We start from the raw sequence: 24,926 nt of genomic DNA, 5'->3' as shown, positions 1-24,926 counted from the left end.
CCCCGGCCGACGCGCACCTGCCTGCCGGCCGCGCCCGGAGATTGCAGGATGAAGCTTGCGCAGGCGAGGGCGTGCCCGCGCAAATCCTTGCGGCCGACCGCCCATCCTGGGGAAGACATCGCCCCGCAGTCTAAACCCTAAGTCTTACGCGCGTTTCGCCCGATAACCGGTTCCCACCTATCGGAACGCGCTCTAATTGTCGGAAAATCCGAACGGGGCGCTGGTGCGCCGGATATCGTCCACCAGGATCTGCCGGCCGATGGGCGGCGCCGAGCGGGCGGTGCAGTCGGTGCGGTGGCAAAGCCGGCAGGTGACGCCGATGGGGGTGGCCTGATCTGGCCCCGGCCGATTCTGGGTATAGATCAGGCGGTCGGCGTGCTCGGCCGCGCAGCCCAGCGCGATGGCCCGCTCCACCCGCAGCGCCCCATAGGCCCCGCCGCCGGCGCTGACCGTGCGGGCGATGGAGAAGAACCGCTGGCCATCCGGCAGCTCCAGCCATTGGGTGACGATCTGCCGAGGCGTGCGGAAGGCGTGGTGGACTGACCACAGGGGACAGCCGCCCCCGTGGCGGGCGAAGGGGAAGCCGGCCCCGTCCAGCCGCTTGGACACATTGCCCGCCTCATCGACGCGGATGAAGAAGAAGGGCGCCCGCTCCTGCCCAGGCTTCTGCAGGGTGGTCATCCGGTGGGCGGTCTGCTCGAAGCTGGCGGCGAACTGCCGGGCCAGGGCCTCGACGTCATAGCGCCGCGCCTCCACGGCCCGGGCGAACGCCGTGTAGGGCATCAGGATGGCGGCGGCGGCATAGCTGGCCAGGGCCCGCCTGGTCAGGCGCTCGCCGCTTTCGGTGGCGAAACTGCCTTCGGCGAGCACGGCGGCCACCTCGGCCCGCATTTCCAGATAGGCGAGTTGAAGCGCCAGCTGAAAGGTCTGACTGGCGGTGTCCAGGGAGTCGTCGAGCAGGATTTCCTTGCGGTGCTGATCGAGTCTTCGCACCGATCCGACCATCACATTGGCCGGCAGGCGGCGCACCCGCAGGCCGTGGCGGGCCTTCAGATAGCCGGCCAGGCCCTCATGGCTGGCCACGTTCTGGGCCAGGCGCTCGGCGGCGTCGTCGAGGGTGGGGAAGTTGTTCCGCCGCGCCGCCAGGAACCGGCGTGACTCCGCCACCGGGTCGGGCGCCTCGATGGCGCTTCCGGCCCCCGTGGCGTGAGCCTCGGCCGTGCGGTCGGCCAGGGCGAGCTGTTCTTCCTGATAGGCGGTGTAGAGGCGCAGCAGGGCCTCAGTGACGCCGGGAAAGTTCGTCGCCGCATCCGCCGTCTCCAGGGACGGCAGGTCGATATCAGCGAACATCGGGTCCTTCAGCACCGCCTGCAGCCGGGCGGCGTCGTCGGAATCGGCGTTGCCGGCCAGGGCGGCGATGTCGATGCGATAGGTCTGGGCCAGGCGCAGCAGCATCTCGGCGCTCAGCGGCCTGTGGTTGCGTTCGAGCAGCGCGATGTAGGAAGCCGAAACCTCCAGGTCGGACGCCATGTCGGCCTGGGTCAGACCCAGGTCGCGGCGCATCCGGCGCAGGTTGGCCCCCACATAGAGGCGACGTTCGGTGGACATGGTCAGGCTTTCATAGGCGTCGCCATCCTTACAACATTACAATCAAAATCTGTAAAGTTTGACATCCCAACCGCGCGGGGGGTTTCGCAGCCCCGGCCCGCCCCTGTAGGAGCGCCGTCAAATCCCGGCGGATTTCGAGGAGAAGCGCAATGGCCTATCAAGAACACACCACCAAGATGAGCGAGCTCATCAAGAGCAAGAACGGAACCTGGGACGGGATCAATCCCGAGTCCGTGGCCCGCATGCGGCTGCAGAACCGCTTCCAGACCGGCCTGGACATCGCCCGCTACACCGCGGCGATCATGCGCAAGGACATGGAGGCCTATGACGCCGACTCGTCCAAGTACACCCAGTCCCTCGGCTGCTGGCACGGCTTCATCGGCCAGCAGAAGATGATCTCGATCAAGAAGCACTTCGGCAACACCGACCGTCGCTACCTCTATCTGTCGGGTTGGATGGTGGCGGCCCTGCGCTCGGACTTCGGCCCGCTGCCCGACCAGTCGATGCACGAGAAGACCTCGGTTCCGGCCCTGATCGAAGAACTCTACACCTTCCTGCGCCAGGCTGACGCCCGCGAACTCGGCATGATGTACCGCGACATCGACGCCGCCCGCGCGGCCGGCGACAAGGCCCGGGAAAAGACCCTGCTGGACGCCGTCGACAACTATCAGACCCACGTGGTTCCGATCATCGCCGACATCGATGCGGGCTTCGGCAACGCCGAGGCGACCTATCTGCTGGCCAAGAAGATGATCGAAGCCGGCGCCTGCGCCCTGCAGATCGAAAACCAGTTTTCCGACGAAAAGCAGTGCGGCCACCAGGACGGCAAGGTCACCGTGCCGCACGAGGACTTCATCCAGAAGATCCGCGCCTGCCGCTACGCCTTCCTCGAACTGGGCGTGGACGACGGCATCATCGTCACCCGCACCGACTCGCTGGGCGCTGGTCTGACCAAGCAGATCGCCGTCAGCCATGAAGCCGGCGACCTGGGCGACCAGTACAACAGCTTCCTGGATTGCGATGAGGTCGACGCCTCGCAGGTCGGCAACGGCGACGTCATCATCAGCCGCAACGGCAAGCTGCTTCGCCCCAAGCGCCTGCCCTCCAACCTGTTCCAGTTCCGCGAAGGCACCGGCGCCGACCGCTGCGTGCTGGACTCCATCACCTCGCTGCAGAACGGCGCCGATCTCCTCTGGATCGAAACCGAAAAGCCGCACGTCGAGCAGATCGCCTCGATGATGGACAAGGTTCGCGAAGTCATCCCGAACGCCAAGCTGGTCTACAACAACAGCCCGTCGTTCAACTGGACGCTGAACTTCCGCCAGCAGGTCTATGACGCCTACAAGGCGGCCGGCAAGGACGTCTCGGCCTATGACCGCGACAAGCTGATGAGCATCGACTACGACGCCTCCGAACTGGCGATCGAAGCCGACGAGAAGATCCGCACCTTCCAGGCTGACGGCGCCAAGCGGGCCGGCATCTTCCACCACCTGATCACCCTGCCGACCTATCACACGGCCGCCCTGTCCACCGACAACCTGGCCAAGCGCTATTTCGGCGACGAAGCCATGCTCGGCTACGTCAAGCAGGTGCAGCGCGAAGAAATCCGCCAGGGCATCGCCTGCGTGAAGCACCAGAACATGTCGGGCTCCGACATCGGTGACGATCACAAGGAGTACTTCGCCGGCGAAGCCGCCCTGAAGGCCGGGGGCGCCCACAACACGATGAACCAGTTCGGCTAAGCCGGCCGGTTCAACGACCAGACGGAGGGCCCGGGGTTTCGACCCCGGGCCCTTTTTCGTGGGCGAAGCCTGACGCCAAAAAGTTCCTCGTCGACGCGAAAATGATCCCGGGAACAACCCGTGGCCCTTGCGGCTTCCCTTCATCACAAATGGGAGCTGACCAAATGTTGAAATCTATCCTGACGCTTACGGCCACCGCCGCGCTTCTCGCCGCCTGCGGAAACAACGATCAGGCCGCCGACGCCGATCGGACCGAAGGCCCGATGGTCTCGGCCTCGGAGGCCCCGCGGAACGAAGCCGTCGACACCGAACCCACCACCGGGGACGCCGGCCAGACCCCGGGCGCCAACTCGTTCACCGAAGCCCAGGCGCGCGGCGCCATCGAGAAGGCCGGCTACACCGAGGTCGGCGCTCTGACGCAGAACGCCGAAGGCATGTGGCAGGGCACGGCCATGCAGTCCGGCGCGCCAGTGCAGGTCTCCGTCGATTACCGCGGCGAAGTGGTCACCCAGTAGACGCCCGGCCCCCAATCCACAGACTTACGGAGTTTGATCCCATGACCAAGACCATCACCCGGCTGTTCGACAGCCATACCCAGGCCCTGGCCGCCATCGACGACCTTGAGCGCGCCGGTATCGATCATGACCGCATCAGCATTATCTCGAACAACGCGGACGACTGGCATGCCGGTCACAAGCATCCCACCGGCGGCAAGGCGGCTGGCCCGCTGGGCGACCGTAACGGCGACGGCGAAAACGACGTGGCCGACGGCGCCGGCAAGGGCGCGACCACCGGCGGCCTGATCGGCGGCGCCGGCGGCCTGCTCGCGGGCCTCGGCATGCTGGCCATTCCGGGTCTTGGCCCCGTGGTCGCTGCGGGCTGGCTGGCCTCGACGGCGGTCGGCGCAGCGGTTGGCGCGGCGGCCGGCGGCGCTACCGGCGGCCTTCTGGGCGCGCTGAAGGAAGCCGGCCATTCGGACGAGGACGCCAATGTCTATGCCGAAGGCGTTCGCCGCGGCGGCACCCTGGTCAGCGTGAAGGCCAAGGGCGATGACACCGCCCGCGTCGAGCAGATCCTGGTGCAGCAACGGGGCGTTGAGGCCGCCGTGCGGGGGCCGGCCTATCGCGAGTCCGGCTGGAACAGCTTCGACCACAACGCTCAGCCCTATAGCCGCGACGAGGTGCTCCAGGAGCGGCAGCGCTACCAGGAACCGCGCTCCTTCGCCGCTGATGTGAGCGGCGAGCCGCGGGCGATCGATCCTGATCGTCGCGCCAGTGACACCGGCATCGTCACGCCGATCCGTGGCGCCGACGTCTGATCAGGGCTCACACGCCTTGAGAGAACGCCCCCGACCTGCAGAGGCCGGGGGCGTTTTCATATCCGCCTCAGCGGTCGGTTAGCCCATAGGGCGAGAAGGGCTTGCGGCGGAAGGCGAGCCAGGCGGTGAGCAGGAGCATGCAGCCGGCGGCCACAAAGCCAGCGCCGCCCACCAGGGGTTTGGGGCCCCATTCGGCGACGCCCACGGCGGCCAGCCCCCAGGCGACGGCCAGGCCATAGGTCGGGACCTTGACGCGCTCTGCGACGATGGCCGCGATGAGCGTCGTGACCACGACCCCGGCCAGGGCGGGGACAAGGGGTTGCGCTGGATTGATGATCCCTTGGGCGGTGAGAACGGTCAGGATGTTGACCGCCGAGGCGACCGTCAGCCAGCCGGCCAGCAGGCCTAAGGGCCAGACCACGAGGTAGCGGGACAGGCCAACCAGGCCGAGATCCCGCGCCCTGGCGGTGATCAGGCCCCAGATGATGGCGCCGGCCGAGACCAGGATGATGGCCACGGTCGCCCAGTCGAGGTCGGCGGCCGAGGCGATGATCCACAGGCCGCAGCCCAGGCTGGCCAAGGCCGACGGCCAGCCTACGCTGGCCATCAGATGAGGTTCAGCGCGGCCGGGGAGCGTCTGGAAAACCGCATAGAGGGCCAGACCCGCATAGATGACGCCCCAGATCGAAAAGGCGTAGCCTGCCGCCCGAAGCGTCTGGTCACCGTCCCGGGAAAATTCGGCCGCTGTCTGGCCCCATCCTGTCAGGGCCTGCAGGGCAGGAACCATGATGGCGAAGGCCACCGCAGCGATGATGGCGATCTGCCGGCCGGCGGTTCTGTCGTTCATGTCGCACCTGTAGGGCCATGGATTAAGCTTGCTGCGGGTCGTAACCCACGCAGAGCCAAAAAGGATCAGCGCCGCGGCAAGGGTCCAGAATTCTCGTCCTATGTCGAGCAGGCGACAAACTTGACTATAGGCGTCATGTTTATTGCCGTTAAGGTTGTGTGCAAAGGTCGGGGCGACGATGGCGGAACATGAGGGCGAGCGCGACGCGGAGGCGGCCTCCGAGGTTCGCCATCGCACCGCAAACACCCTGCAGCTCCTGGCCACCCTGGCGCGGATGCGGGGGCAGAAGACGTCGGATCTCGAGGCCCGTCGCCAGCTGACCTGGATGGCCGAAGCGATTGGCGCCCTCGGCGCCCTGGAGCGTCGTCGCTCGGGCGACACCGTGGATTTCGCCGCCTATCTGGAAGAAATGGCTCAGGTCTGGCGCCGTCGCCAGGCCGGCCAGGCGGTTGAGGTGTTGGTTGAGGTCGATGACCTCAAGGTCCGCGATCAGGCCGCCTCGACCCTGGCCCTGATCACCAACGAACTCGTCGGCAACGCCCTGACCCACGGCCTGGTGGGCGCCGAGGCGCGGCGGATTCACATCACCCTGCGCCGGGACGTCGGCGGTCTGGCGCGGCTGATGGTGGCCGATGGGGGGCCTGGCTTCGATCCCGCTTCGGCGAACCGTCGGGAACGGTTCGGACTCTGGCTGGCCAGGAGCCTGGCGGGGCAGGTGAGGGGCGAGCTGGATCTGCAGCGCGGTCCCAATGGCGGGATCAGGGCTCAGCTGACGTTTCCGATTTGACCTGGCGCTGCGCCGCCGGCAGCAGGCGGTCGTAGGTGCGGCGGACGACGCCGTAGCATTCGCAGGCTGCGGCCTCGAGCACGGCCCGATCGATGATGTCCACCAGGCCCCGGCGGTAACGGATTGCGCCCTTGTCCTGCAGGCTGCGCGCCACCGCCGTCACGGTCGTGCGCTGCACCCCCAGTATGTCGGCGAGGTATTCTTGCGTCAGGGCCAGGGTGTCGCCCTCGACCCGGTCGTGGCAGGACAGGATCCAGCGGCAAAAGCGCTCCTCGACCGAGTGCAGGGCGTTGCAGGCCACGGACTGGGTGACGTTGGCGTAGAGGCCTTCACCATGGGCGTCCACCAGGTCTCGCAGCGCCGGACTGGCGGTCCAGGCCTCATGCAGAACCGTCGCGCTCAGGCGCAAAGCCCGCCCCTTCCCCTGGACGACGGCCCGGCTGATCGCCGTCCGCTGGCGGATGGCGGCGGGCAGACCCACGGCGCCTTCTGGTCCGATCATCGCTGACTCGATGGCGGCCCCGTTCTCCATCAGGGCCATCAGGGAGATGACTCCCACGAGGGGGAAATAGACGTGGTCGATGCGATCGCCGGGCTCATGAAGCGTGCGGCCACGCTCAAGCTCGAACGGGACCAGATGCGGGGACAGACGCGCGAAGTCACCGGGGGGAAGCGCGGCCAGGAGCCTGTTCTGCAACGGGGTGGTCTGCCTCTGCGTCGGGAATCAATACCGCCCAGGGGCGAAGTCAGAATTTATCGATCCAGATCGAGGCAGACTGTCGAGGACTCGACACTCAAAGACCGGCGCGATGAAAGATCCAAGAGAAACCGAAGCTGCCCGAAATCACGACCCGTCGCCGATAAACAGATATGTCGGGTGTCCGACCCAGAGTCTCCGCGATGTCTTGCCGCGGCTGCAGGTCGCTCGCTCTATTCCTGGGGCCTGGGAAGCTCGCAGGGCCGCCTGAGCAGGCGCAACAGAAAAAAGGCCCCGCAAGGCGGAGCCTCTCATGTACGCGTGGTGCGCAATCGCCAGCGATAGCGAGGCGGTATCGATATGAGGTCCGCGGCGAGCGCCCGGGCGAAGCGCACGGGGCCCGCCCCTGGGGTTTCCTGGCTCAGGCGAGGTAGAGGAAGGCCAGGGCCGCCGACCCCAGCGCGATCCGGTACCAGGCGAAGGGCGCAAAGCCGTACTTGCCGACGATCGTCACCAGGCTCTTGACCACCAGCAGGGCGGTCAGGAAGGCCATGGTGAAGCCGATGGCGATGCCCAGGAAGTCCTCGAAATTCAGCAGGTCCCAGGACTGGTAGAGGTCATAGGCGGTGGCCGCCACCATGGTCGGGGCGGCGAGGAAGAAGGTGAACTCGGCAGCCGTCTTGCGCTCCACCCCCAGAAGCAGCGAGCCCATGATGGTGGCGCCCGAGCGGGACACGCCGGGGATCATGGCGATGCACTGGAAGAGGCCGATCAGCAGGGCGTTGCGCCAGGACAGCGTCTCGATGCTCATGATCCTGGCCTTGGGTGCGAACCGCTCGATCAGCAGGATGGCGACGCCGCCCACCACCAGGGAGACGGCCACGATCTCGGGGGACTCCAGCATGGCCTTGATGGCGTCATAGGCGAAGACGCCGATCACCATGGCCGGCAGCACCGCCAGGATGATGTTCCGGGCAAAGGCGATGTCGCCCGGCTGGGCCTTCAGCACGCCCATGCCCACATTCCAGAACCGCTGCGCATAGACCACCAGGATCGCCATGATGGCGCCGAGCTGGACCACGATCTTGAAGGTGGTTTCGGCCGGTCCCTTGAAGCCTAGCAACTCACCAGCCAGGATCATGTGGCCGGTGGAGGAGACGGGGAGGAATTCGGTGATCCCCTCGATGATCCCGAGGATGATGACGCTGATAAGCGAATTCTGGTCCAAGCCGGCCCCCCAAAGTACAGGCCGCTGCGATAGCGAATATCCCACCCCTTGGCGAGGCGGCCGGGCGCCCGCGACGGGGAAAGCCTGCAATTTCTCCTGACGCCCTGTCGGACCAAGGCATAATCGCCCGTCCTTGGATCAACAGAAAGATCGCGCCCATGCTCTACGCCATCCTTTGCTATCACGCCGAAGCCATCGTCGGCGGCTGGTCCAAAGCCGAGGACGACGCGGTCATGGAGAAGCTGGACGCGGTCCACCAGAGGTTGGCGGCGCAGGGCCGGCTGGGGCCGGTGGCGCGCCTGCTGCCCACCTCGGCGGCGACCACCCTGCGCAAGGACAGCGATCCGCCGCTGGTGCTGGACGGCCCCTTCGCTGAGACCAAGGAGCAGCTGCTGGGCTTCTACATCGTCGACTGCGACGATCTGGACCAGGCGCTTGAAATCGCCCGCGACCTGGGGCGCGCCAATCCCGGCGGCGCCTATGAGCTGCGGCCGATCGGGGTGTACCATTCCAGCGCCCTGCCGAGCGACGTAAGCCAATGAGCGACCTGGCCTGGATCGACGGGGCCCTGGCGGCCGCCCGACCTCAGGCCATGGCCGCCCTGCTGCGTTATTTCCGCGACCTGGATATCGCCGAAGAGGCCTTTCAGGAGGCGAGCCTGCGGGCCCTTCGGAACTGGCCCGACAAGGGCCCGCCCCGCGATCCCACCGCCTGGCTGATCTTCGTCGGGCGCAACGCCGCCCTGGACGGGGTGCGTCGCAAGGCCCGCGAGGCGCCGCTGCCGCAGGAGGTGCTGATCTCCGACCTGGAGGACGCCGAGGCCGATCTGGTGGAGCGGCTGGACGGGGCCGACTATCGCGACGACGTGCTGCGGCTGCTGTTCATCTGCTGTCATCCCGATCTGCCGGCCACCCAGCAGATCGCGCTCGCCCTGCGGATCGTCTGTGGTTTGAGCGTCGCCGAGATCGCCCGGGCCTTTCTGGTGGGCGAGAGCGCGATGGAGCAGCGGATCACAAGGGCCAAGGCCAAGGTGGCCAAGGCCGGCACACCCTTTGAGACGCCCGGCGCGGTGGAGCGGGCCGAGCGCCTGGCGGCGGTGGCGGCCATGGTCTACCTGCTGTTCAACGAGGGCTATTCGGCCAGCGGCGGCGAGGCGCCCCTGCGCAGCGGGCTCTGCGATGAGGCGATCCGCCTGGGGCGGCTGTTGCTGCGCCTGTTTCCCGCCGAGGCCGAGATCATGGGCCTGACCGCCCTGATGCTGCTGCAGCACGCCCGCGCCCAGGCCCGCTTCGACGCCGACGGGGCGATCATCCTGATGGAGGATCAGGACCGCACCCATTGGAACGGCAAGATGATCGCCGAGGGCCTGGCCCTGATCGACAAGGCCATTCGCCATCGCCAGCCCGGCCCCTACCAGATCCAGGCGGCCATCGCGGCCCTGCACGCCCGCTCCCCCCGGGCCGAGGACACCGACTGGCCGCAGATCGCCGGCCTCTATCAGGCCCTGGAGCATCACATGCCCTCGCCGGTGGTCACCCTGAACCGGGCCGTGGCGGTGTCGAAGACCGAGGGCCCAGCCGCAGCGCTGGAGTTGATCGAGCCCCTGGCCAACCGGCTCGCCGCCTATTTCCATTTCCATGGGGTGAGGGGCGCCATGTTGCTCCAACTGGAGCGCAGGACCGAGGCCCGCGAGGCCTTCGACCGCGCCATCGCCCTGGCGCGCACCCCGGCCGAGGCCGCCCACATCCGCCAGCATATCGACCGCCTGCAGGCCGAGGCGGCCCAATCCTGAGCCCAAATGAAAACCCCCGGCCGTGAGGCCGGGGGTCCATGTGGTCGAACCTGTCTCCCCGACCGAGGCCGGGGGAACGGGCCTTAGTAGCCCTGGATGCGGGCGTAGCGGTCGCGATGATAGCCCTGGTTGCCAAAGGCCGCCTCGGCCGCACGGGCGCGCTTCATGTAGAAGCCCGCGTCGTGGGCGTCGGTCATGCCGATGCCGCCATGCATCTGGACCATCTCGTTGGACACCAGATGGAAGACGTCGCCCATCTTGGCCTTGGCCAGGCTGACCAGTTCCGGAACGTCCGGGGTGTCGGCGTCGATCGCCTGGAGGGCGGCTTCGACGGCCGAGCGGGCCAGTTCGAGATCGGTGAACATCTTGGCCGCGCGGTGCTGCAGGGCCTGGAAGGAGCCGATGACCTGGCCGAACTGCACCCGGACCTTGAGGTAGTCGAGGGTGATTTCGAAGGCCTGCAGGGCCGAGCCGAGCATTTCGGCGCAGAGGCCGGCGCGGGCGCGGTCCAGGGTCTTTTCCAGCAGGGCGTAGCCCTTGCCGACTTCGCCCAGAACGGCGTCTTCACCCACTTCGACGCCGTCGAAGGTGATGTTGGCGGCGCCACGGCTATCGGCCAGGTGCAGACGCTTGCGGCTCACGCCCTTGGCGTCGCCAGCCACCAGGAACAGGGTGATCCCGTCGGTGTCGCCGGCCGCGCCCGAGGTGCGGGCCGAGACGACCAGCAGACCCGCCGCCATGCCTTCCAGCACGAAGGACTTGGAGCCCGACAGCTTGTAGCCCGAGCCGGACTTTTCGGCCTTCAGGGCGACCTTTTCCGGCGCGTGGTGCGCGCCTTCGTCGATCGCCAGGGCGCCGACGACTTCACCGCCGGCGATCTTCGGCAGCCATTCCGACTTCTGGGCGTCGGAGCCGCCCAGCACCAGGGCCGAGGCCGTGGCCAGGCCAGAGGCCAGCAGCGGAGACGCGGTCAGGGTGCGGCCGGTTTCCTCCAGGATCAGGCCCATGGAGAGGTAGCCGAAGTCCGAGCCGCCGTATTCCTCGGGGATGATCACCCCGGCCCAGCCCATCTCGGCCATTTCGTTCCAGGCGTTGGCGTCGTAGCCAAGCTCGACCCCGCTGTCGCGCATCTTGCGGAACGCGGTGACGGGAGACTTTTCCTGCACCCAGCTCTTCGCGGCGTCGCGGAGCATTGTCTGTTCTTCGTTGAGAACGGCCATCTTATTGTAATCCCTATGAATTCTATTGAGTGCTTATTTCGGGTCGGGCAGGCCGAGGATGCGCTTGGAGATGATGTTGTTCTGCACCTCCTGCGAACCGCCATAGATGGTCGTCGCCTTGCCACCCAGCCAGGAGCGCACGGCGCCCAGCTCTTCGGCGGTGAAGTCGTCGCCTTCCCAGCCCAGGCCCTGGTGGCCCATGAGCTCGATGGTCAGTTCGGCGCGATCCTGCATCCAGCGGGTGCCCGCATTCTTCATGATCGAGGTGGCCGCCGAAGGCCCGGAATTGGCCTTGGATTCGGCCATGGCGCGCATGGCGGTCAGCTGGAAGGCGCGACCGTCGATCTCGTTCATGATCACCCGGGTGCGCAGGTCGGTGTCGGCCAGGCGGCCCGACTCGTCGGACCCCACATATTCCTTGGCCAGCTTGACCAGCGAACGACCGCCGCCGCCGCCGCCGGCGCCCGACAGGCCCGAACGCTCATGCGGCAGGAGGCGCTTGGCCACCGTCCAGCCGCCGTTGACCGGGCCGACCACCTGGTCCTTTTCGACGCGGACGTCGGTCAGGAAGGTCTCGCAGAAGGGCGAATTGCCGGCGATCAGCGGGATCGGGCGGACTTCGACGCCGGGGACATCCATCGGGAACAGCACGAAGGAAATGCCTTCATGCTTCTTGGTGGTGTCGGTGCGCACCAGGCAGAAGCACCACTGGGCCCACTGGGCGCCCGAGGTCCAGATCTTCTGGCCGTTGACGATATAGTGGTCGCCCTTGTCCTCGGCGCGGGTCTGCAGCGAGGCGAGGTCGGAACCCGCGCCAGGCTCGGAGAAGCCCTGGCACCATTGCAGCTCGCCCTTCACGATCGGCGGGATGTGCTGCTGCTTCTGGGCCTCGGTGCCGTATTCCAGCAGGGTGGGGCCGAACATCATGACGCCCATGCCGCCGATGGGGTTGTAGGCCCCCACGCGACCCAGCTCCTGCTGGATGATGCGTCCGTGCGCCGGGGTCAGACCGCCGCCGCCGTACTGGGTCGGCCAGGTGGGAACGCCCCAACCCTTTTCGCCCATGGCCTTGCGCCAAGCGTCCATGTCCGGAGTCGGCTCGGACCGTTCTTCGCGCATCATCATCCCCCCCTTGCCCTTCAGGGACTTGGGGAAGTTGGCTTCGATCCAGTCGCGCGCTTCCGTGCGGAAGGCGTCCAGATCAGAGCCGCCAAAATCAGCCATTAAATATCTCCTTTAAAATCAGTCGCTTGTAATCATTTCGAAGGCGCAGCGTCCGGCAGGCCGAGGATGCGCTTGGAAATGATGTTGTTCTGCACCTCATTGGACCCGCCGTAAATCGAGCCCGCCTTGCCAGCCAGCCAGCCGCGCACGGCGGCCAGCTCTTCTTCGGTGAAATCCTCGCCTTCCCAGCCCAGGCCCTGATGACCCATGAACTCCAGGGTCAGCTCGGCCCGGTCCTGCGCCACCTTCATGTTGGCGTTCTTCATGATCGAGGTCGTCGCCGAAGGACCAGAATTGCCCTTGGCTTCCAGGGCCGCGCGCTTGACGGTCTGCTGGAGGGCCTTCAGGTCCATGTCGTTCATGACGATGCGGGTGCGCAGGTCGAGATCGGCCAGGCGGCCCTGCGCGTCCTCACCCACATACTTCTTGGCGACGATGCCGAGCGCCTCGCGCTTGCCGCCTTCGCCGGCCCGGCCGCCCATGCCGCTGCGCTCGTGCTGCAGCAGGCGCTTGGCCACGGTCCAGCCGCCGTTCAGCGGGCCGACCAGGTTCTCCTTGGGCACCTTCACGTCGGTGAAGAAGGTCTCGCAGAAGGGCGAGGAGCCGGCGATCAGGCGGATCGGGCGAACCTCGACGCCCGGCTGATGCATGGAGAAGACCACGAAGGAGATGCCTTCATGCTTCTTGGTGGTGTCGGTGCGCACCAGGCAGAAGATCATGTCCGCCCACTGGCCGCCGGAGGTCCAGATCTTCTGGCCGTTGACCAGCCAGTGGTCGCCCTTGTCCTCGGCCCGGGTCGAGAGCGAGGCGAGGTCCGAGCCGGCGCCGGGCTCGGAGAAGCCCTGGCACCAGCGCACCTTCCCGGTGACGATGTCGGGGATGTAGGCCTTCTTCTGATCTTCGGTGCCGTATTCCAGCAAGGTGGGGCCGAACATGCCGACGCCCATGCCGCCGATCGGGTTCCAGGCGCCGAGGGCGGCCATTTCCTGGTTCAGCACCCGGGCTTCCTGGGGCGAAAGGCCGCCGCCGCCGTATTGGGCGGGCCAGGTGGGGACGCCCCAGCCCTTTTCGCCCATCCGCTCGCGCCAGACGGCCATATCGCCGGTGAGTTCGGCGCCGCCGGCCATGGCCCGGGTCTGGGCTTCGGTATCATGGGCCAGGGACTTGGGGAAATTGGCCTCAAGCCATTCGCGCGCCTGGGTCCGGAAGCCGTCGAGATCGGCGCCACCAAAGTCAGCCATGAATATTCTCCCTAAAAATCATTATGTTATGATTTATTATAGCATGAAGTTCGGCGTTCGTGGAGTCGTCCGCTTACTTGGGGTCAGGCAGGCCAAGCACCCGCTTCGAGACCACGTTCAGATTGATTTCCGAGGTTCCGCCCTCGATGGAATTGCCCTTGGACCGCAGCCAGGCGCGAACCAGGGCCAGCTCGGATTCGTCATAGCCTTCGCCCGACCAGCCCAGGCCCTGGTGGCCGAAGGCCTCGACCATCAGCTCGTTGCGATCCTGGGCGATCTTGGCCCCGGCGTACTTCATGATCGAGGTGGCGGCGCTGGGCCCGGCGTTCGACTTGGCCTCGTCGGCGGCGCGGCGCACGGTCAGCTGGAAGGCCCGGGCCTCCATGCGATGCTCGATGATCCGTCGGCGCAGGTCGTGGTCGGCGATCCGGCCGGTTTCGTCGAGGCCGATATACGTCTTGGCCGCGTCTTCGACGCTCATCACCGCCGTCGGCGCGCCGATATTGCCGCCGCCCAGGCCCGCCGAGATGTTGTCGCGCTCGAACTGCAGCAGGCGCTTGGCCACCGTCCAGCCGCCGTTCAGCGGGCCGAACAGCTGGTCCTTGGGGACCTTCACATCGGTGAAGAAGGTCTCGCAGAAGGGCGAGCCGCCATTGATCAGCAGGATGGGCCGAACCTCGACGCCCGGGTTCTTCATGTCGATCAGCAGGAAGGAGATGCCCTCATGCTTCTTCGAGGTGTCGGTGCGCACGAGGCAGAAGCACCAGTCGGCGAGATTGGCGACCGAGGTCCAGATCTTCTGGCCGTTGACCAGCCAGTGGTCGCCCTTGTCCTCGGCGCGGGTCTGGAGGGAGGCGAGGTCCGAGCCCGAGCCCGGCTCGGAATAGCCCTGGCACCAGCGGACGGAGCCGGTGACGATGCCGGGCAGATGCTGGCGCTTCAGTTCCTCGGAGCCGTATTCGATCAGGGTGGGGCCAAACATCATGACGCCCATGCCGCCGATGGGATTGCGCGCGCCGATGGCGGCCATCTCCTCGGCCAGCACCCGGGCCTCCTGGCGCGACAGCCCGCCGCCGCCATATTCCGCCGGCCAGGTGGGCACGCCCCAGCCCTTGGCGCCCATGGCTTCGCGCCACTGTCGAGCCTCCGGGCTCTCCTTGCCGCCGGCCGCCGCAGCGGTCTGGCTGGCCGCATCGCCCTTCAGGGCCTTGGGGAAGTTCGCTTCGAGCCAGGCCTTGGCCTCGCTGCGGAAGGTGTCGAGATCGCCGCCAAAATCGGCCATGGAAATCCGCCTTTACAAATAATGCCCGTCTGGACGCCCGACAGCCGAAAATGCGGCCGCAGGCTCTGCTCGACCCGCTACTTGGGGTCGGGCAGCCCCAGCACGCGCTTGGAGATGACGTTCAGGTTCACTTCGCTGGTGCCGCCCTCGATAGAATTGCCCTTCGAGCGCAGCCAGCCGCGGGTGGCGATGATCTCGCCGGGCTTATAGTCGTCGCCCTGCCAGCCGAGGCCCTGGTGGCCCATGGCTTCGATCATCAGCTCCGACCGCTCCTGGGCGAAGGTCGCCGCGGCGTACTTGATGATCGAGACCGCCGCGCTGGGGCCATTGCTGGCCTTGGCCTCGGCCGCCGTCCGGCCGATGGTCAGGCCCAGGCACTGCATGTTCATCTTGTTCTGGGTGATGCGGGTGCGCAGGTCGGTGTCGGCGAGCACCCCGCTGGCGTCCACGCCGCAATAGGTCTTGGCCACCTGGGCCAGGTCGCCGCTGGCGCCGCCGGCCCCACCGCCGCCGCCGAAGCCGCCGGAGATGTTCTGGCGCTCGTACTGCAGCAGGCGTTTGGCGATCTCCCAGCCGCCATTGACCTTGCCCACCAGGTTTTCCTTGGGGATCTTCACATCGGTGAAGAAGGTCTCGCAAAAGGGGCTCTCGCCGGAGATCAACTGGATCGGCCGGGTCTCGACGCCGGGGGACCGCATGTCGATCAGCACGAAGGAGACCCCTTCATGCTTCTTCGAGGCGTCGGTCCGCACCAGGCAGAAGCACCAGTCGGCCTTGTCGGCGTAGGAGGTCCAGATCTTCTGGCCATTGATCAGCCAGTGGTCGCCCTTGTCCTCGCAGCGGGTCTGAAGTGAGGCGAGGTCCGAACCCGCGCCCGGCTCGGAATAGCCCTGGCACCAGCGGATCTCGCCCTTGACGATCTTGGGCAGGTGCTCGCGCTTCTGATCCTCGTTGGCATATTCCAGCAGCACCGGACCCAGCATCCAGACGCCGAACGAGGCCAGCGGCGTGCGGTAGCGGCCAGAGTTCAGCTCCTGGTCCAGGACGCGGGCCTGGGCGGGGGTCAGGCCGCCGCCGCCGTATTCGGTGGGCCAGGTCGGGGCGGTCCAGCCCTTCTCGCCCATCGTGCGCATCCAGGCGATCTGCAGGTCGTCGGAGTCCAGAAAGGCCTGGCCGCCCCACATGGCTTCGGGATCGACCTTGGCGGCGGGATCGCGGAGCTCGGCCGGATAGTTGGTCTCCAGCCACGAACGGACATCGGACCTGAAGGTGTCGAGCTCTCCGGCGCCGAAGTCGGCCATGGCGGTCTCCCAATGCTGTAAGCAGATTTTGCGCGCCACATTAGCGCCGGGCGGCCCCAGGGCAAGACGCCTTGCGAACAGTTGTTTGACGCAGGCGACAGCCCTGCGGCGCGAATCCGGGCTATATACTCCCCAACTCGCCACCAGGACGCTCCATCCCATGAGGATCTTGCGCGAACTGCGGCCCGCCGGCCTGGCCGCAGCCCCGCTGACCGGCGCCGTGCTCACCCTGGCGGCCGGCGTCATGCTGGTCGTGTCGGCCGCCACGCCGTCGGTGCCCAATCGCTTCCTCCTGCTGACCGAGCTTGCGCCGGCGCCGTTGATCGAAGCCAGCCACTTCCTGTCCAGCGTGCTCGGCCTGGTGCTGATCTTCCTGGCCTTCGGCCTGCGGGCCCGGCTGGACGCCGCCTGGATCGCCACCATGGTGGCGCTGGGCGTGGCCCTGCCGCTGACCCTGCTGAAGGGGATCGTCTGGGAAGAGACCGCCTGGCTCGCCGCCCTGATGCTGGCCCTGGCGCCGTTCCGCGCCGCCTTTATCCGTGAGGCCCGGCTGTCGCGGATGGAGATCACGCCGGGCTGGCTGGTCTCGGCCGCCGCCCTGGTGCTGGGCGCGGGCCTGCTGGGTCTCTGGTCCTTCCAGAACGCCGACTATGGGCACCGCAGCTGGATCAGCGTCATGGTCGAGGATGACGCGGCGCGCGCGATCCGCGGCTGGGTGGGCGCGGCGCTGGCCCTGATCGCCTTCGGCCTTTGGCGCCTCTTCGCCTCGGCCGCGACGCCGCGGGTGGTCACCCCCGATGACCAGGACTTCCAGCAGGTCCGCGCCATCCTGGCCTCGGCCCAGGCGGTGGAGCCCAGCTCGAACCTGGCGCTGCTGGGCGACAAGCGGTTCATCTTTTCCCAGAGCGGCCAGTCCTTCCTGATGTTCGGGGTTCGCGGCCGCTCCTGGATCGCGCTCGGGGCCCCGGTCGGCCGCCGGGACGAGCGGCTGGAGCTGTTGTGGCGCTTTCGCGAGATGGCCGACGCCCACGCCGCAAGACCGGGCGTCTATGCCCTCGGCGCCGACGACCTGCCCGACGTGGTCGAACTCGGCTTCTCCCTGCAGAAGATCGGCGAGGCGGCCGTGGTGCCCCTGGAGACCTTCTCGGTGGAGGGGCGCAAGCGGGGCAATCTGCGGCGGGCCTGGCGCAAGGCCGGCGAAGAGGGCGCCACCTTCGAGGTGCTGGCGCCGGCCGACTTGCCGCCTGTGCTCGACGAACTGCAGGTGATCTCCGACCAGTGGCTCGACGCCCATGCCGGGGGTGAAAAGAGCTTCACCATGGGCGGTTTCACCCGGGCCTATGTGGCGGAATTCCCCATCGCCATCGTCCGGCAGTACGGGCGGATCGTGGCCTTCGCCACCCTCTGGACCACCAGTTCGCGCTCGGCCTTTTCGATGGATCTGATGCGCTATTCGGACGCCGCGCCGAAGAACATCATGGACTATCTGTTCATCGAGCTGATCGCCTGGGGCCGGGCGCAGGGCTATCAGGCCTTCGAGTTCGGCATGGCCCCCCTGGCCGGGCTCGAGGATCGCCCCTTCGCCCCGATCATGTCGCGGGTCGGCCGGCTGCTCTTTGAACGGGGCGAGGAAATCTACAATTTCCAGGGGGTGCGGCGCTACAAGGACAAGTACGACCCCCTCTGGCAGCCGCGCTATCTGGCCGCCCCCCACAAGTGGGCCATCCCGCTGCTGCTGGCCGATGCGGGCCTGTTGTCCTCCGGCGGCATGGCGGGCCTGGCCAAACGCCCGCGCAAGACAGAGTCCAGGGCCGGCGAAGGCGTCGACACCGCCGCCTAGAAGCGGTTCGGGCCGGTCGACACGCCCATCAGGTTCACCAGATGGACCAGGATGACGATCAGGCCAGCCGCCCCCAGCAGCATGACGAAGCGATAGGGAATGAGGCGCGGGCCGCGGCGCAGATCCGGCGGCCGGGCGCCCTTCCAACCGGCGAACAGGGTCAGGGCCAGCAGGGCGGCGCCGGCGGCGAGGGTCAGGGACAGCTCCATCTGCGACGCCGTAGCGCAGGCGTCGGACAAGGGCAAATCGCGCCGTTAACGAACCGTTAACCCCACCGCTGGCTGTTGGCGGGGCAGGGTCTGTGGGCTTTTCGCGGTCGTCCACAGGTGATCGGCCCGAACGCTACATCTAGCGTTAACGCCGCGTTTACACCCCAAGGTTCGGTGGATAGCGTCGAACTCGGGTAGGAGATCGATTCGAATGACGGCGGCGGCGCCATGGAGCGTCAAGGGCATCGACCCAAAAGCCAGGGAGGTCGCAAAGGACCTCGCCCGGCGGTCGGGCATGACCTTGGGCGAGTGGCTCAATCGAATGATCCTTGATGATGAAGGTCCGGAAGACGCCGTCTCCGAGGCTGATCTCGCGCGCCGACCGCTCCCCACCTATTTCGAAAGCCTGCGCCGCACCGAGGACGCGCCCGCCCGTGTCGAGGCGCCCGAACATCCCGCCGACGAGATGGGCCGTATCGCCCTGGCGCTCGACCGTCTCAGCGAGCGCCTGGAAGTCTCCGAGAGCCGGACGGGCCTGGCGGTCTCCGGCGTAGAGCATTCGGTGCGCTCGGCCCTGGCCCGGATCGAGGCCGCCGAGCGTGAGCATGTGGCCGTGGCCGCCCGGTTCGAAGGGGCGGTGGAAGAGGTCGCCTCCGAACAGAGCCGCGTGGCCGAACGCCTGCGCCGCATGGAGGCCGAGGCCGTAGGTCCCCGGTCGGCCGAAGCCCTCCGCGCCCTGGAAGGCGCGGTCGGCAAGGTCGCCAACCACCTCTATGAGGGCGAGACCCGCACCCGCGAGGCCCTGGGCGCCATCGAGGCGCGGATGGAGCGGGTGGAGGCTCAAGGGGGATCTGAGTCACCGGGCCTGATCGAGGAGGTGGTGGGCCGTGTCGCCCAGCGTCTCAGCGAGGCCGAGACTCGCACGACCGAGGCCCTGGAGAGCCTGCGCGCCTCCTTCGCCCACCTCGACGGCCGCATGGGTTCGGTGGAGGCCGGCGAGGGGCCGGGCTTCGACCGCCGCCTGGAAGAGATGGCCGCGCGCCTGACCGAACGGGTCGAGGCCGCCCGGGTCGAATTGACCCAGAAGCTGCACGCCTCGGCCGATGGACGGTTCGACCGCATGGAGCGCCGGCTCGGCGAGATGACCGAGCATGTGCGCGCCGCCGAGCAACGCTCGGCCCAGGCCATCGAGGCCATGGGCCGCGAAGTGCTCAGCATGGCCGACAATCTCAACCGCCGCGTCCAGAGCGCCGAACATTCGAGCGCCCAGGCCATCCAGACCGTGGGCGGGGAAGTGGCGCGGATCGCCACGGCCATGGAGGCCAGGCTTGGCCGTTCCGACACCCTGCACGCCGAGGCGCTGGAGAAACTGGGCGGCGAGATCGGCAAGATCACCGAGCGCCTGAGCGAGCGGATCGCCACCTCCGAGCGCCGGTCAGCCCAGGCCATCGACGATGTGGGCGACCAGGTGGCCCGCGTCACCGAGCGCATCAGCCACCGCCAGGAACGGGCCACCGAAGAGCTTTCCGAACGCATCCGCCTGAGCGAGGAGCGCACCGCGCGCCTGCTGGAAGAGGCGCGCGAACGCATCGATCGGCGGCTGGCTGAAGTCCCGCCGCCGCGGAACGTGGAGCCCCCGCCGGCTCCCTCCGCAACCGAAACGTCCAAGCCTTCCGTCTCGCCTTTCGACCTGGAGCCCTTCGCCGGCTTTGGGCCGGCCGAGCCTGACCCGGCGCCAGAAGACAAGGCCGAGCCCTTCGTCCGACAGGCCTTCGCCTCACAGGCTGAGGGCTTCCCCGGCGCCTATGCCGCCGACACCGAGCGTCCGCCGCTGGCGGCCGAGGACTTCGAGGCCGCCGACGGCTTCGATCCCCCGGAGCCGACCCGCGCCGAGCCGCCGCCGCTGATCGCCGTCGAACCCCCGGCCGATCCTTTCGCGCCCGAGCATGAGGCTCCGGTCTCCCGCCGCAGCATCGCCCAGAGCTTCGAGGCCGCCCCGAAGGTGGGCGCCGAGATCGATGATGACGACTTTGGCTTTGAGGACGAAGCCGAGTTCGTGGAGCCGTCGCCCCGGCCGCGGGCTGGCGAGGGCCACACCCTTTCCACCCGTGAGGTGATCGCTCAGGCCCGCGCTGCGGCCCGGGCCGCCCCCATGGCTGAGACCAAGGGCCGCAAGGGCAAGGGCAAGGGAAAGACGTCCGAGGAGCCCCGGTCGGGCTCGATGTTCAGCGCCTTTTCGGTCCGCCCCAAGAAGCGCGCCGGCTCGACCCTGCAGACCGCCCTGCTGATCGCCGGTGGCGCGGCCTTCATGGGCATGGCCGCCGGCGGCATGGTGCTGATGGGCAGCGAGCCTTCTGGCGACCTGCCCTCGAGGGTGGCCAACGCCGTTTCGGCCGCCCGCGACAACGCCGGACAGGGGCCTGAACTGGCGGAGACGGGCACGCCCCGGGCCGCCTCGGCCCTGACGCCGGAACCGCTCACCGATCCCGAAGGCGCTGCGGTCCAGACTCGAGATGACCTGCCGGCCCTCTATGCCGAAGCGGTGAGCAATGTGGAGTCCGGGGCAGAAGGCGGCCTGGACGACCTGAAGCGCGTGGCCAATCTTGGCTATGCGCCCGCCCAGTTCTATCTGGCCAAGCTCTACGAGCAGGGCGGCGAGACCCTGCCCAAGGACATGGTCGAGGCCAGGCGTTGGACCGAACGCGCCGCCCAGGGCGGCGACCGCAAGGCGATGCACAACCTCGCCCTCTACTATTTCGAAGGCCAGGGCGGACCCAAGAACTCCACCACTGCGGCCCAGTGGTTCCGTCGCGCCGCCGATCTTGGCCTGGTGGACAGCCAGTACAATCTGGGGCGCCTCTATGAAGAGGGCTTCGGCGTCAGCCAGAACGCCGCCGAGGCCTACAAGTGGTTCCTGATCGCCGGCCAGGCGGGCGACAACGACGCCGCCGCCAGCGCCGAGCGCATCAAGGATGCGCTCTCCCCGGCGGCCCAGGCCGTCGCCGAGCGCTCGGCCAGCGCCTTCAAGCCCATGGCCCCGACCGCCACGGCCAGCGCTGCGGCCCCCGCAGGCGCCGCCCCGGCGTCGGTCCAGACCGCGCAGCGGGCCCTGTCGCGCCTCGGCTATTATCAAGGCCCCATGGACGGCGTGGCGTCGCCGGCCCTGCGTCTTGCGGTGGCGGCCTATCAGCGCGATCAAGGCATGGCCGCCACGGGCGCCCTCGACACGACGACGGTTTCGAAGCTTTCTGTCTTCACGCGTTGAGGCGAACGCGTCGGTCCGACCTGCCGGGCGCCCTGCGCCATTGTTCGTATGTGAGGCGCTAAAGGCGTGGATATCTACCTGCCCATAGCAGAGGTCTCGGTGAACGCCGGGATTCTCGTGCTGCTTGGGGCGGTGGTAGGGTTCATCTCCGGCCTGTTCGGCATCGGCGGCGGCTTCCTGATGACGCCGATCCTGTTGTGGATGGGCATTCCGCCGGTGGTGGCGGTGGCCAGCGAGGCCAACCACGTGGCCGCCTCCTCGGCCTCCAGCGTCATTTCCTACAGCCGCAAGCGACAGGTGGACTTCCGCATGGGCGGCGTCCTGGCCGCCGGGGGGGCGGTGGGGGCCATCGTCGGCGTGGAAGTGTTCCGCTGGCTGCGTCTGCTGGGCCAGGCCGACCTGGTCGTCTCCCTCTCCTATCTGATCTTCCTGGGCCTGATCGGCGGGCTGATGCTGGTGGAGTCCCTCGGCTCGGTGCTGCGCCAGCGTCGGGGCCAGCCGCCGGCCAAGCGGCGCGATCGCCGCCCGGTCTGGCTCTACGGCCTGCCGTTCAAGGTGCGCTTCCCCCGCTCGCGGCTCTATATCAGCATCATCCCGCCGGTGATCCTGGGGGTTTTCGTCGGCATTCTCTCGGCCATCATGGGGGTGGGCGGCGGCTTCATCCTGGTGCCGGCCATGGTCTATATCCTGCGCATGCCGGCCGGCGTGGTGGTGGGCACCAGCCTGTTTCAGATCATCATCACCACGTCGCTGGCCAGCATCCTGCAGGCCGGACGCAACCAGTCGGTGGATATCGTCCTGGCCACCCTGCTGCTGCTCGGCGGCGTGCTGGGCGCCCAGTTCGGCGCCCGGGCCTCATCCCGTTTCCGGGCCGAGGAGCTGCGCGCCCTGCTGGGCCTGATCGTGCTGATCATGGGCATTCAGATGGGGCTGGTCCTGTTCATCACCCCGGAAGACCCCTTCATCTTGGTGGGTGCTGGCAAGTAGTGGTTACGCCCGCCATTCCCCCGCCCGATATCTTCGTGCCCGAGCCGGGACCCTCGGTCTCGGCCGCCCTGACCGACGCCAATGTCCGGGTGACCTCGGCCTTTTCGGGCGCCCAGATCGTGCTCTACGGGGCGGTGTTCGATCCCGACACCCGGCCCTCGGATGTGGTGGTCATTGTCCGCGGCCCCGACCAGCCGATCCGGATCGCGCGAAAGGTGCGTGTGGCGGGTCTCTGGGTCAATTCCAGGCCGGTGGTCTTCGAAGGCGCCCCTGGCTTCTACATGGCCGCCTCGTCGAGGCCCCTGACCGAGATCGCCAGCTTCTCCACCCTGCGCCGCCTGGGCGCCGGCATCGACCATCTGCCCATGAACGCGCCCGAAGAAGAGCGGATCGAGACCCGCTACGGGGTCCGCGACGTGGTGGTCAGCCGCCTGGGGGGCGACTATCTCGAATGGCGCCGGGCGGTGATCCGCCTGAAGGAGAAGGCCAGCCTCTACGCCACCGACCACGAAGGCGTGCGGTTCGTGGACCGGGGCCTGTTCCGCGCCGAGATCGACCTGCCCACCTCGGCGCCCATCGGCGAGTACCAGACCGAGATCATCCTGTTCCAGGACGGGGAGCCGGTGTCCCGTCGCGCCCGGACCATAACGGTGGAGAAGGCCGGGCTGGAGCGCTGGCTCTTCCTGTTCGCCAATGAGCAGCCCTGGCTCTACGGCATCGTCTCGGTGCTCATCGCGCTCACCTCAGGCTGGCTGGCCTCGGTGGTCTTCCGCAGGCGCTGAGCCCCGCCATTGGCCCCCCTGTCAGTGCCCCCGTCAGTCACCGGTCAGCGAGCGCCAGCCCACCGCATGCACGCGGTCGCGGCCCAGGGCGCCAGCCAGGGGCGGGCGGGCGAACAGGCCGGCGAAGGCGGCGTCCTTCAGATTCAAACCGCCGGCATAGGCGCCGAAGGCCGGCAGGATCATGCGCGCGCCGTCGGTGGCGAAGCACCGCCGGCGCACCGTGCCACGGCCCGAACTCACCCGGGCGCAGGGGTGCAGGTGGCCCGACAACTCGCCGGGCTGCTCGCCGGGCTCCGGCTCGTGCCGCAGGACGAGGCCGCCCAGGGCCATGGTGTCGATCACCTGGCCGGGCAGGCGGCGGGGGCCGTCGGCGTCGTGATTGCCCACCAGCCAGATCAGGGTCCGGCCCTGCGCCAGCGCCACCAGCCTTGCGGCGTCGTCGGGTGAGAGGCGGTCCTCGGCCCGGCCGTCGTGAAAGCTGTCGCCTAGGAAGATCACCACCCGCGGCTCAAGGGCCGCCACCTCGGCCTCCAGGCGGTCGAGGGTGTCGCGGGTGTCATAGGGCGGCAGGAACTGGCCCCGCATGCCATAGGCCGAGCCCTTTTCGAAATGCAGGTCGGCGACGATCAGGGCGGCATGATCCGGCAGCCACATCGCGCCCGACGCGCGCAGCACGGTCATCTCGCCGTTGATGGCGATCGCCAGGCCGCCACAGGGGGAGGCGCTGAACGAGGTTGCGTGGTTCGACACGCGCTGCGCGCTGCTCACCATGACGAACTCCAATGCCCGTCATCCTGAACAGCGCTGAAAGCGCGTGTCGAAGGACGCACGACGTTCATCCCATAGCCTCCGCGATCAGCGCCTCGGCCGCCTCGGCCAGCATCATCTCGCTGGCCCCGCCCGGCGCGCGTTCGCGGCCCAGTTCCATGAACATCGGCACCGCGAACGGCGAGACCCGGTCCAGCGACACATGCCGGATGTGTCCCTTGATCCGGCCGAGCATCTGCGCAACCCGCTCGATCTCGACCAGGTTGGTCGCCGCGTCCGAGCGGGCACAGCGCAGCAGCAGATGGTCCGGCTGGTGCCGGCGCAGCACGTCGTAGATCAGGTCCGTCGAAAAGGTCACCTGCCGCCCGGACTTCTCCAGCCCGGGCATCCGCCGCTCGATCAGGCCGGAGATCAGGGCGCAGCCCTTGAAGGCGCGCTTCATCAGGAAGCTCTCGTCCAGCCAGGCCTCGAGATCGTCGCCCAGCATGTCTTCCTCGAACAGGGCGTCGAGATCGACCCCGTCCATCGGCCGCAGCGACCAGATGGCCATCGAATAGTCATTGCAGACGAAGCCCAGGGGTCCGATGCCGAGCCGGTCCAGCCGGCGGGTGAGCAGCATGGCCAGAGTCGTGTGCGCATGGCGCCCGTCAAACGGATAGCAGGTCAGGAAATGCCGCTTTCCCTGTGGAAAGGTCTCCACCAGCATTTCCTCGGGCCGGGGCAGGGCCGAATGCAGCCGCTGGGCCTCCAGCCACTCGCGGACCTCGTCGGGAAAGACATGCCAGGTG

The 24,926-nt window shown here is 67.8% G+C and carries 21 protein-coding genes and 1 pseudogene; 10 read left to right on the top strand and 12 right to left on the bottom strand.

The genetic code is table 11. From position 1 onward, the window contains the following. Positions 1-192: 192 nt before the first annotated feature. Positions 193-1,608, bottom strand: a complete 1,416-nt coding sequence (locus Q7S93_RS08640; RefSeq protein ID WP_304713480.1) for a helix-turn-helix domain-containing protein — start codon at positions 1,606-1,608, stop codon at positions 193-195. A 149-nt stretch (positions 1,609-1,757) separates the two neighbouring features. Here Q7S93_RS08640 and Q7S93_RS08635 point away from each other — a divergent pair, with 149 nt between their 5' ends. From Q7S93_RS08635 to Q7S93_RS08625, 3 genes are all read left to right on the top strand, one after another. Continuing rightward, the gene (locus tag Q7S93_RS08635; RefSeq protein ID WP_304713479.1) at positions 1,758-3,350 is read left to right on the top strand and encodes an isocitrate lyase; all 1,593 of its coding nucleotides are present in this window, start codon (positions 1,758-1,760) and stop codon (positions 3,348-3,350) included. A 164-nt stretch (positions 3,351-3,514) separates the two neighbouring features. Then, complete coding sequence (locus Q7S93_RS08630; RefSeq protein WP_304713478.1) at positions 3,515-3,865, top strand: hypothetical protein; 351 nt, start codon at positions 3,515-3,517, stop codon at positions 3,863-3,865. A 41-nt stretch (positions 3,866-3,906) separates the two neighbouring features. Next, positions 3,907-4,668, top strand: a complete 762-nt coding sequence (locus Q7S93_RS08625) for a hypothetical protein (protein WP_304713477.1) — start codon at positions 3,907-3,909, stop codon at positions 4,666-4,668. A 67-nt stretch (positions 4,669-4,735) separates the two neighbouring features. On the opposite strand, the gene Q7S93_RS08620 is transcribed toward Q7S93_RS08625, so the two are convergent. Continuing rightward, positions 4,736-5,515, bottom strand: a complete 780-nt coding sequence (locus tag Q7S93_RS08620) for a hypothetical protein (protein ID WP_304713476.1) — start codon at positions 5,513-5,515, stop codon at positions 4,736-4,738. 178 nt (positions 5,516-5,693) lie between these two features. Between Q7S93_RS08620 and Q7S93_RS08615 the strand changes: the two genes are divergently transcribed. After that, positions 5,694-6,302: a sensor histidine kinase gene (locus Q7S93_RS08615; RefSeq protein ID WP_304713475.1), complete on the top strand. Its 609-nt coding sequence runs from the start codon at positions 5,694-5,696 to the stop codon at positions 6,300-6,302. Here the strand turns inward: Q7S93_RS08615 and Q7S93_RS08610 are convergent. After that, positions 6,274-6,999, bottom strand: a complete 726-nt coding sequence (locus Q7S93_RS08610) for a Crp/Fnr family transcriptional regulator (RefSeq protein ID WP_304713474.1) — start codon at positions 6,997-6,999, stop codon at positions 6,274-6,276. The genes Q7S93_RS08615 and Q7S93_RS08610 overlap by 29 nt on opposite strands. A 421-nt stretch (positions 7,000-7,420) precedes the next feature. Beyond that, entirely contained in the window at positions 7,421-8,227 is an 807-nt protein-coding gene (locus Q7S93_RS08605; RefSeq protein ID WP_304713473.1) for an undecaprenyl-diphosphate phosphatase, read from the bottom strand. A gap of 158 nt (positions 8,228-8,385) precedes the next feature. Here Q7S93_RS08605 and Q7S93_RS08600 point away from each other — a divergent pair, with 158 nt between their 5' ends. Both Q7S93_RS08600 and Q7S93_RS08595 read left to right on the top strand, forming a co-directional pair. After that, on the top strand, positions 8,386-8,769 hold the full coding sequence (locus Q7S93_RS08600; protein ID WP_304713472.1) for a YciI family protein: 384 nt from the start codon (positions 8,386-8,388) through the stop codon (positions 8,767-8,769). Further along, entirely contained in the window at positions 8,766-10,019 is a 1,254-nt protein-coding gene (locus Q7S93_RS08595) for an RNA polymerase sigma factor (RefSeq protein WP_304713471.1), read from the top strand. Before Q7S93_RS08600 ends, Q7S93_RS08595 begins: the two co-directional genes overlap by 4 nt. 83 nt (positions 10,020-10,102) lie before the next feature. Here the strand turns inward: Q7S93_RS08595 and Q7S93_RS08590 are convergent, their stop codons facing one another. The 5 genes from Q7S93_RS08590 to Q7S93_RS08570 form a co-directional block, all read right to left on the bottom strand. Next, positions 10,103-11,239 carry an acyl-CoA dehydrogenase family protein gene (locus tag Q7S93_RS08590; protein WP_304713470.1) on the bottom strand — a complete coding sequence of 379 codons (1,137 nt, stop codon included), beginning with the start codon at positions 11,237-11,239 and terminating at the stop codon, positions 10,103-10,105. 33 nt (positions 11,240-11,272) lie between these two features. After that, positions 11,273-12,463, bottom strand: a complete 1,191-nt coding sequence (locus Q7S93_RS08585; RefSeq protein ID WP_304713469.1) for an acyl-CoA dehydrogenase family protein — start codon at positions 12,461-12,463, stop codon at positions 11,273-11,275. Positions 12,464-12,495: 32 nt separating this feature from the next. Next, positions 12,496-13,704, bottom strand: coding sequence for an acyl-CoA dehydrogenase family protein (locus Q7S93_RS08580; protein ID WP_304713468.1), 1,209 nt, complete (start codon positions 13,702-13,704; stop codon positions 12,496-12,498). Positions 13,705-13,777: 73 nt separating this feature from the next. Next, positions 13,778-14,986, bottom strand: coding sequence for an acyl-CoA dehydrogenase family protein (locus tag Q7S93_RS08575; RefSeq protein ID WP_304713467.1), 1,209 nt, complete (start codon positions 14,984-14,986; stop codon positions 13,778-13,780). Positions 14,987-15,063: 77 nt separating this feature from the next. Next, positions 15,064-16,287 (bottom strand): acyl-CoA dehydrogenase family protein, encoded by a 1,224-nt coding sequence (locus Q7S93_RS08570; RefSeq protein ID WP_304713466.1) that lies wholly within the window; start codon positions 16,285-16,287, stop codon positions 15,064-15,066. A gap of 160 nt (positions 16,288-16,447) precedes the next feature. On the opposite strand from Q7S93_RS08570, the gene Q7S93_RS08565 reads away from it, so the two are divergent. After that, positions 16,448-18,127, top strand: a complete 1,680-nt coding sequence (locus Q7S93_RS08565) for a bifunctional lysylphosphatidylglycerol flippase/synthetase MprF (RefSeq protein WP_304713465.1) — start codon at positions 16,448-16,450, stop codon at positions 18,125-18,127. On the opposite strand, the gene Q7S93_RS08560 is transcribed toward Q7S93_RS08565, so the two are convergent. After that, positions 18,124-18,366, bottom strand: a complete 243-nt coding sequence (locus Q7S93_RS08560; protein WP_370652106.1) for a hypothetical protein — start codon at positions 18,364-18,366, stop codon at positions 18,124-18,126. The two genes, Q7S93_RS08565 and Q7S93_RS08560, sit on opposite strands and share 4 nt — an antisense overlap. A 181-nt stretch (positions 18,367-18,547) precedes the next feature. Here Q7S93_RS08560 and Q7S93_RS08555 point away from each other — a divergent pair, with 181 nt between their 5' ends. The 3 genes from Q7S93_RS08555 to Q7S93_RS08545 all read left to right on the top strand — a co-directional run bounded on the left by Q7S93_RS08555 (position 18,548) and on the right by Q7S93_RS08545 (position 23,370). After that, complete coding sequence (locus Q7S93_RS08555; RefSeq protein WP_441339426.1) at positions 18,548-21,601, top strand: peptidoglycan-binding protein; 3,054 nt, start codon at positions 18,548-18,550, stop codon at positions 21,599-21,601. 66 nt (positions 21,602-21,667) lie between these two features. Continuing rightward, entirely contained in the window at positions 21,668-22,588 is a 921-nt protein-coding gene (locus Q7S93_RS08550) for a sulfite exporter TauE/SafE family protein (RefSeq protein WP_304713463.1), read from the top strand. After that, positions 22,588-23,370: a TIGR02186 family protein gene (locus Q7S93_RS08545; RefSeq protein ID WP_304713462.1), complete on the top strand. Its 783-nt coding sequence runs from the start codon at positions 22,588-22,590 to the stop codon at positions 23,368-23,370. Before Q7S93_RS08550 ends, Q7S93_RS08545 begins: the two co-directional genes overlap by 1 nt. Positions 23,371-23,403: 33 nt before the next feature. On the opposite strand, the gene pdeM is transcribed toward Q7S93_RS08545, so the two are convergent. Then, positions 23,404-24,141, bottom strand: a complete 738-nt coding sequence (gene pdeM / locus Q7S93_RS08540) for a ligase-associated DNA damage response endonuclease PdeM (RefSeq protein WP_304713461.1) — start codon at positions 24,139-24,141, stop codon at positions 23,404-23,406. Positions 24,142-24,205: 64 nt separating this feature from the next. Continuing rightward, a pseudogene (locus Q7S93_RS08535) lies at positions 24,206-24,926 on the bottom strand (DNA ligase-associated DEXH box helicase); the annotation flags it as partial.

This window comes from Phenylobacterium sp., from assembly GCF_030646615.1.
Classification (GTDB): domain Bacteria; phylum Pseudomonadota; class Alphaproteobacteria; order Caulobacterales; family Caulobacteraceae; genus Phenylobacterium.
This window is presented reverse-complemented; position numbering and strand designations above follow the sequence as displayed.

What these genes read in the sequence shown, in the direction of transcription:
- Q7S93_RS08640 (WP_304713480.1), bottom strand. Translation starts at nt 1,608, where the DNA reads ATGTCCACCGAACGTCGCCTCTATGTGGGGGCCAACCTGCGCCGGATG.
- Q7S93_RS08635 (WP_304713479.1), top strand. Translation starts at nt 1,758, where the DNA reads ATGGCCTATCAAGAACACACCACCAAGATGAGCGAGCTCATCAAGAGC.
- Q7S93_RS08630 (WP_304713478.1), top strand. Translation starts at nt 3,515, where the DNA reads ATGTTGAAATCTATCCTGACGCTTACGGCCACCGCCGCGCTTCTCGCC.
- Q7S93_RS08625 (WP_304713477.1), top strand. Translation starts at nt 3,907, where the DNA reads ATGACCAAGACCATCACCCGGCTGTTCGACAGCCATACCCAGGCCCTG.
- Q7S93_RS08620 (WP_304713476.1), bottom strand. Translation starts at nt 5,515, where the DNA reads ATGAACGACAGAACCGCCGGCCGGCAGATCGCCATCATCGCTGCGGTG.
- Q7S93_RS08615 (WP_304713475.1), top strand. Translation starts at nt 5,694, where the DNA reads ATGGCGGAACATGAGGGCGAGCGCGACGCGGAGGCGGCCTCCGAGGTT.
- Q7S93_RS08600 (WP_304713472.1), top strand. Translation starts at nt 8,386, where the DNA reads ATGCTCTACGCCATCCTTTGCTATCACGCCGAAGCCATCGTCGGCGGC.
- Q7S93_RS08595 (WP_304713471.1), top strand. Translation starts at nt 8,766, where the DNA reads ATGAGCGACCTGGCCTGGATCGACGGGGCCCTGGCGGCCGCCCGACCT.
- Q7S93_RS08590 (WP_304713470.1), bottom strand. Translation starts at nt 11,239, where the DNA reads ATGGCCGTTCTCAACGAAGAACAGACAATGCTCCGCGACGCCGCGAAG.
- Q7S93_RS08585 (WP_304713469.1), bottom strand. Translation starts at nt 12,463, where the DNA reads ATGGCTGATTTTGGCGGCTCTGATCTGGACGCCTTCCGCACGGAAGCG.
- Q7S93_RS08580 (WP_304713468.1), bottom strand. Translation starts at nt 13,704, where the DNA reads ATGGCTGACTTTGGTGGCGCCGATCTCGACGGCTTCCGGACCCAGGCG.
- Q7S93_RS08575 (WP_304713467.1), bottom strand. Translation starts at nt 14,986, where the DNA reads ATGGCCGATTTTGGCGGCGATCTCGACACCTTCCGCAGCGAGGCCAAG.
- Q7S93_RS08570 (WP_304713466.1), bottom strand. Translation starts at nt 16,287, where the DNA reads ATGGCCGACTTCGGCGCCGGAGAGCTCGACACCTTCAGGTCCGATGTC.
- Q7S93_RS08565 (WP_304713465.1), top strand. Translation starts at nt 16,448, where the DNA reads ATGAGGATCTTGCGCGAACTGCGGCCCGCCGGCCTGGCCGCAGCCCCG.
- Q7S93_RS08555 (WP_441339426.1), top strand. Translation starts at nt 18,548, where the DNA reads ATGACGGCGGCGGCGCCATGGAGCGTCAAGGGCATCGACCCAAAAGCC.
- pdeM (WP_304713461.1), bottom strand. Translation starts at nt 24,141, where the DNA reads ATGGTGAGCAGCGCGCAGCGCGTGTCGAACCACGCAACCTCGTTCAGC.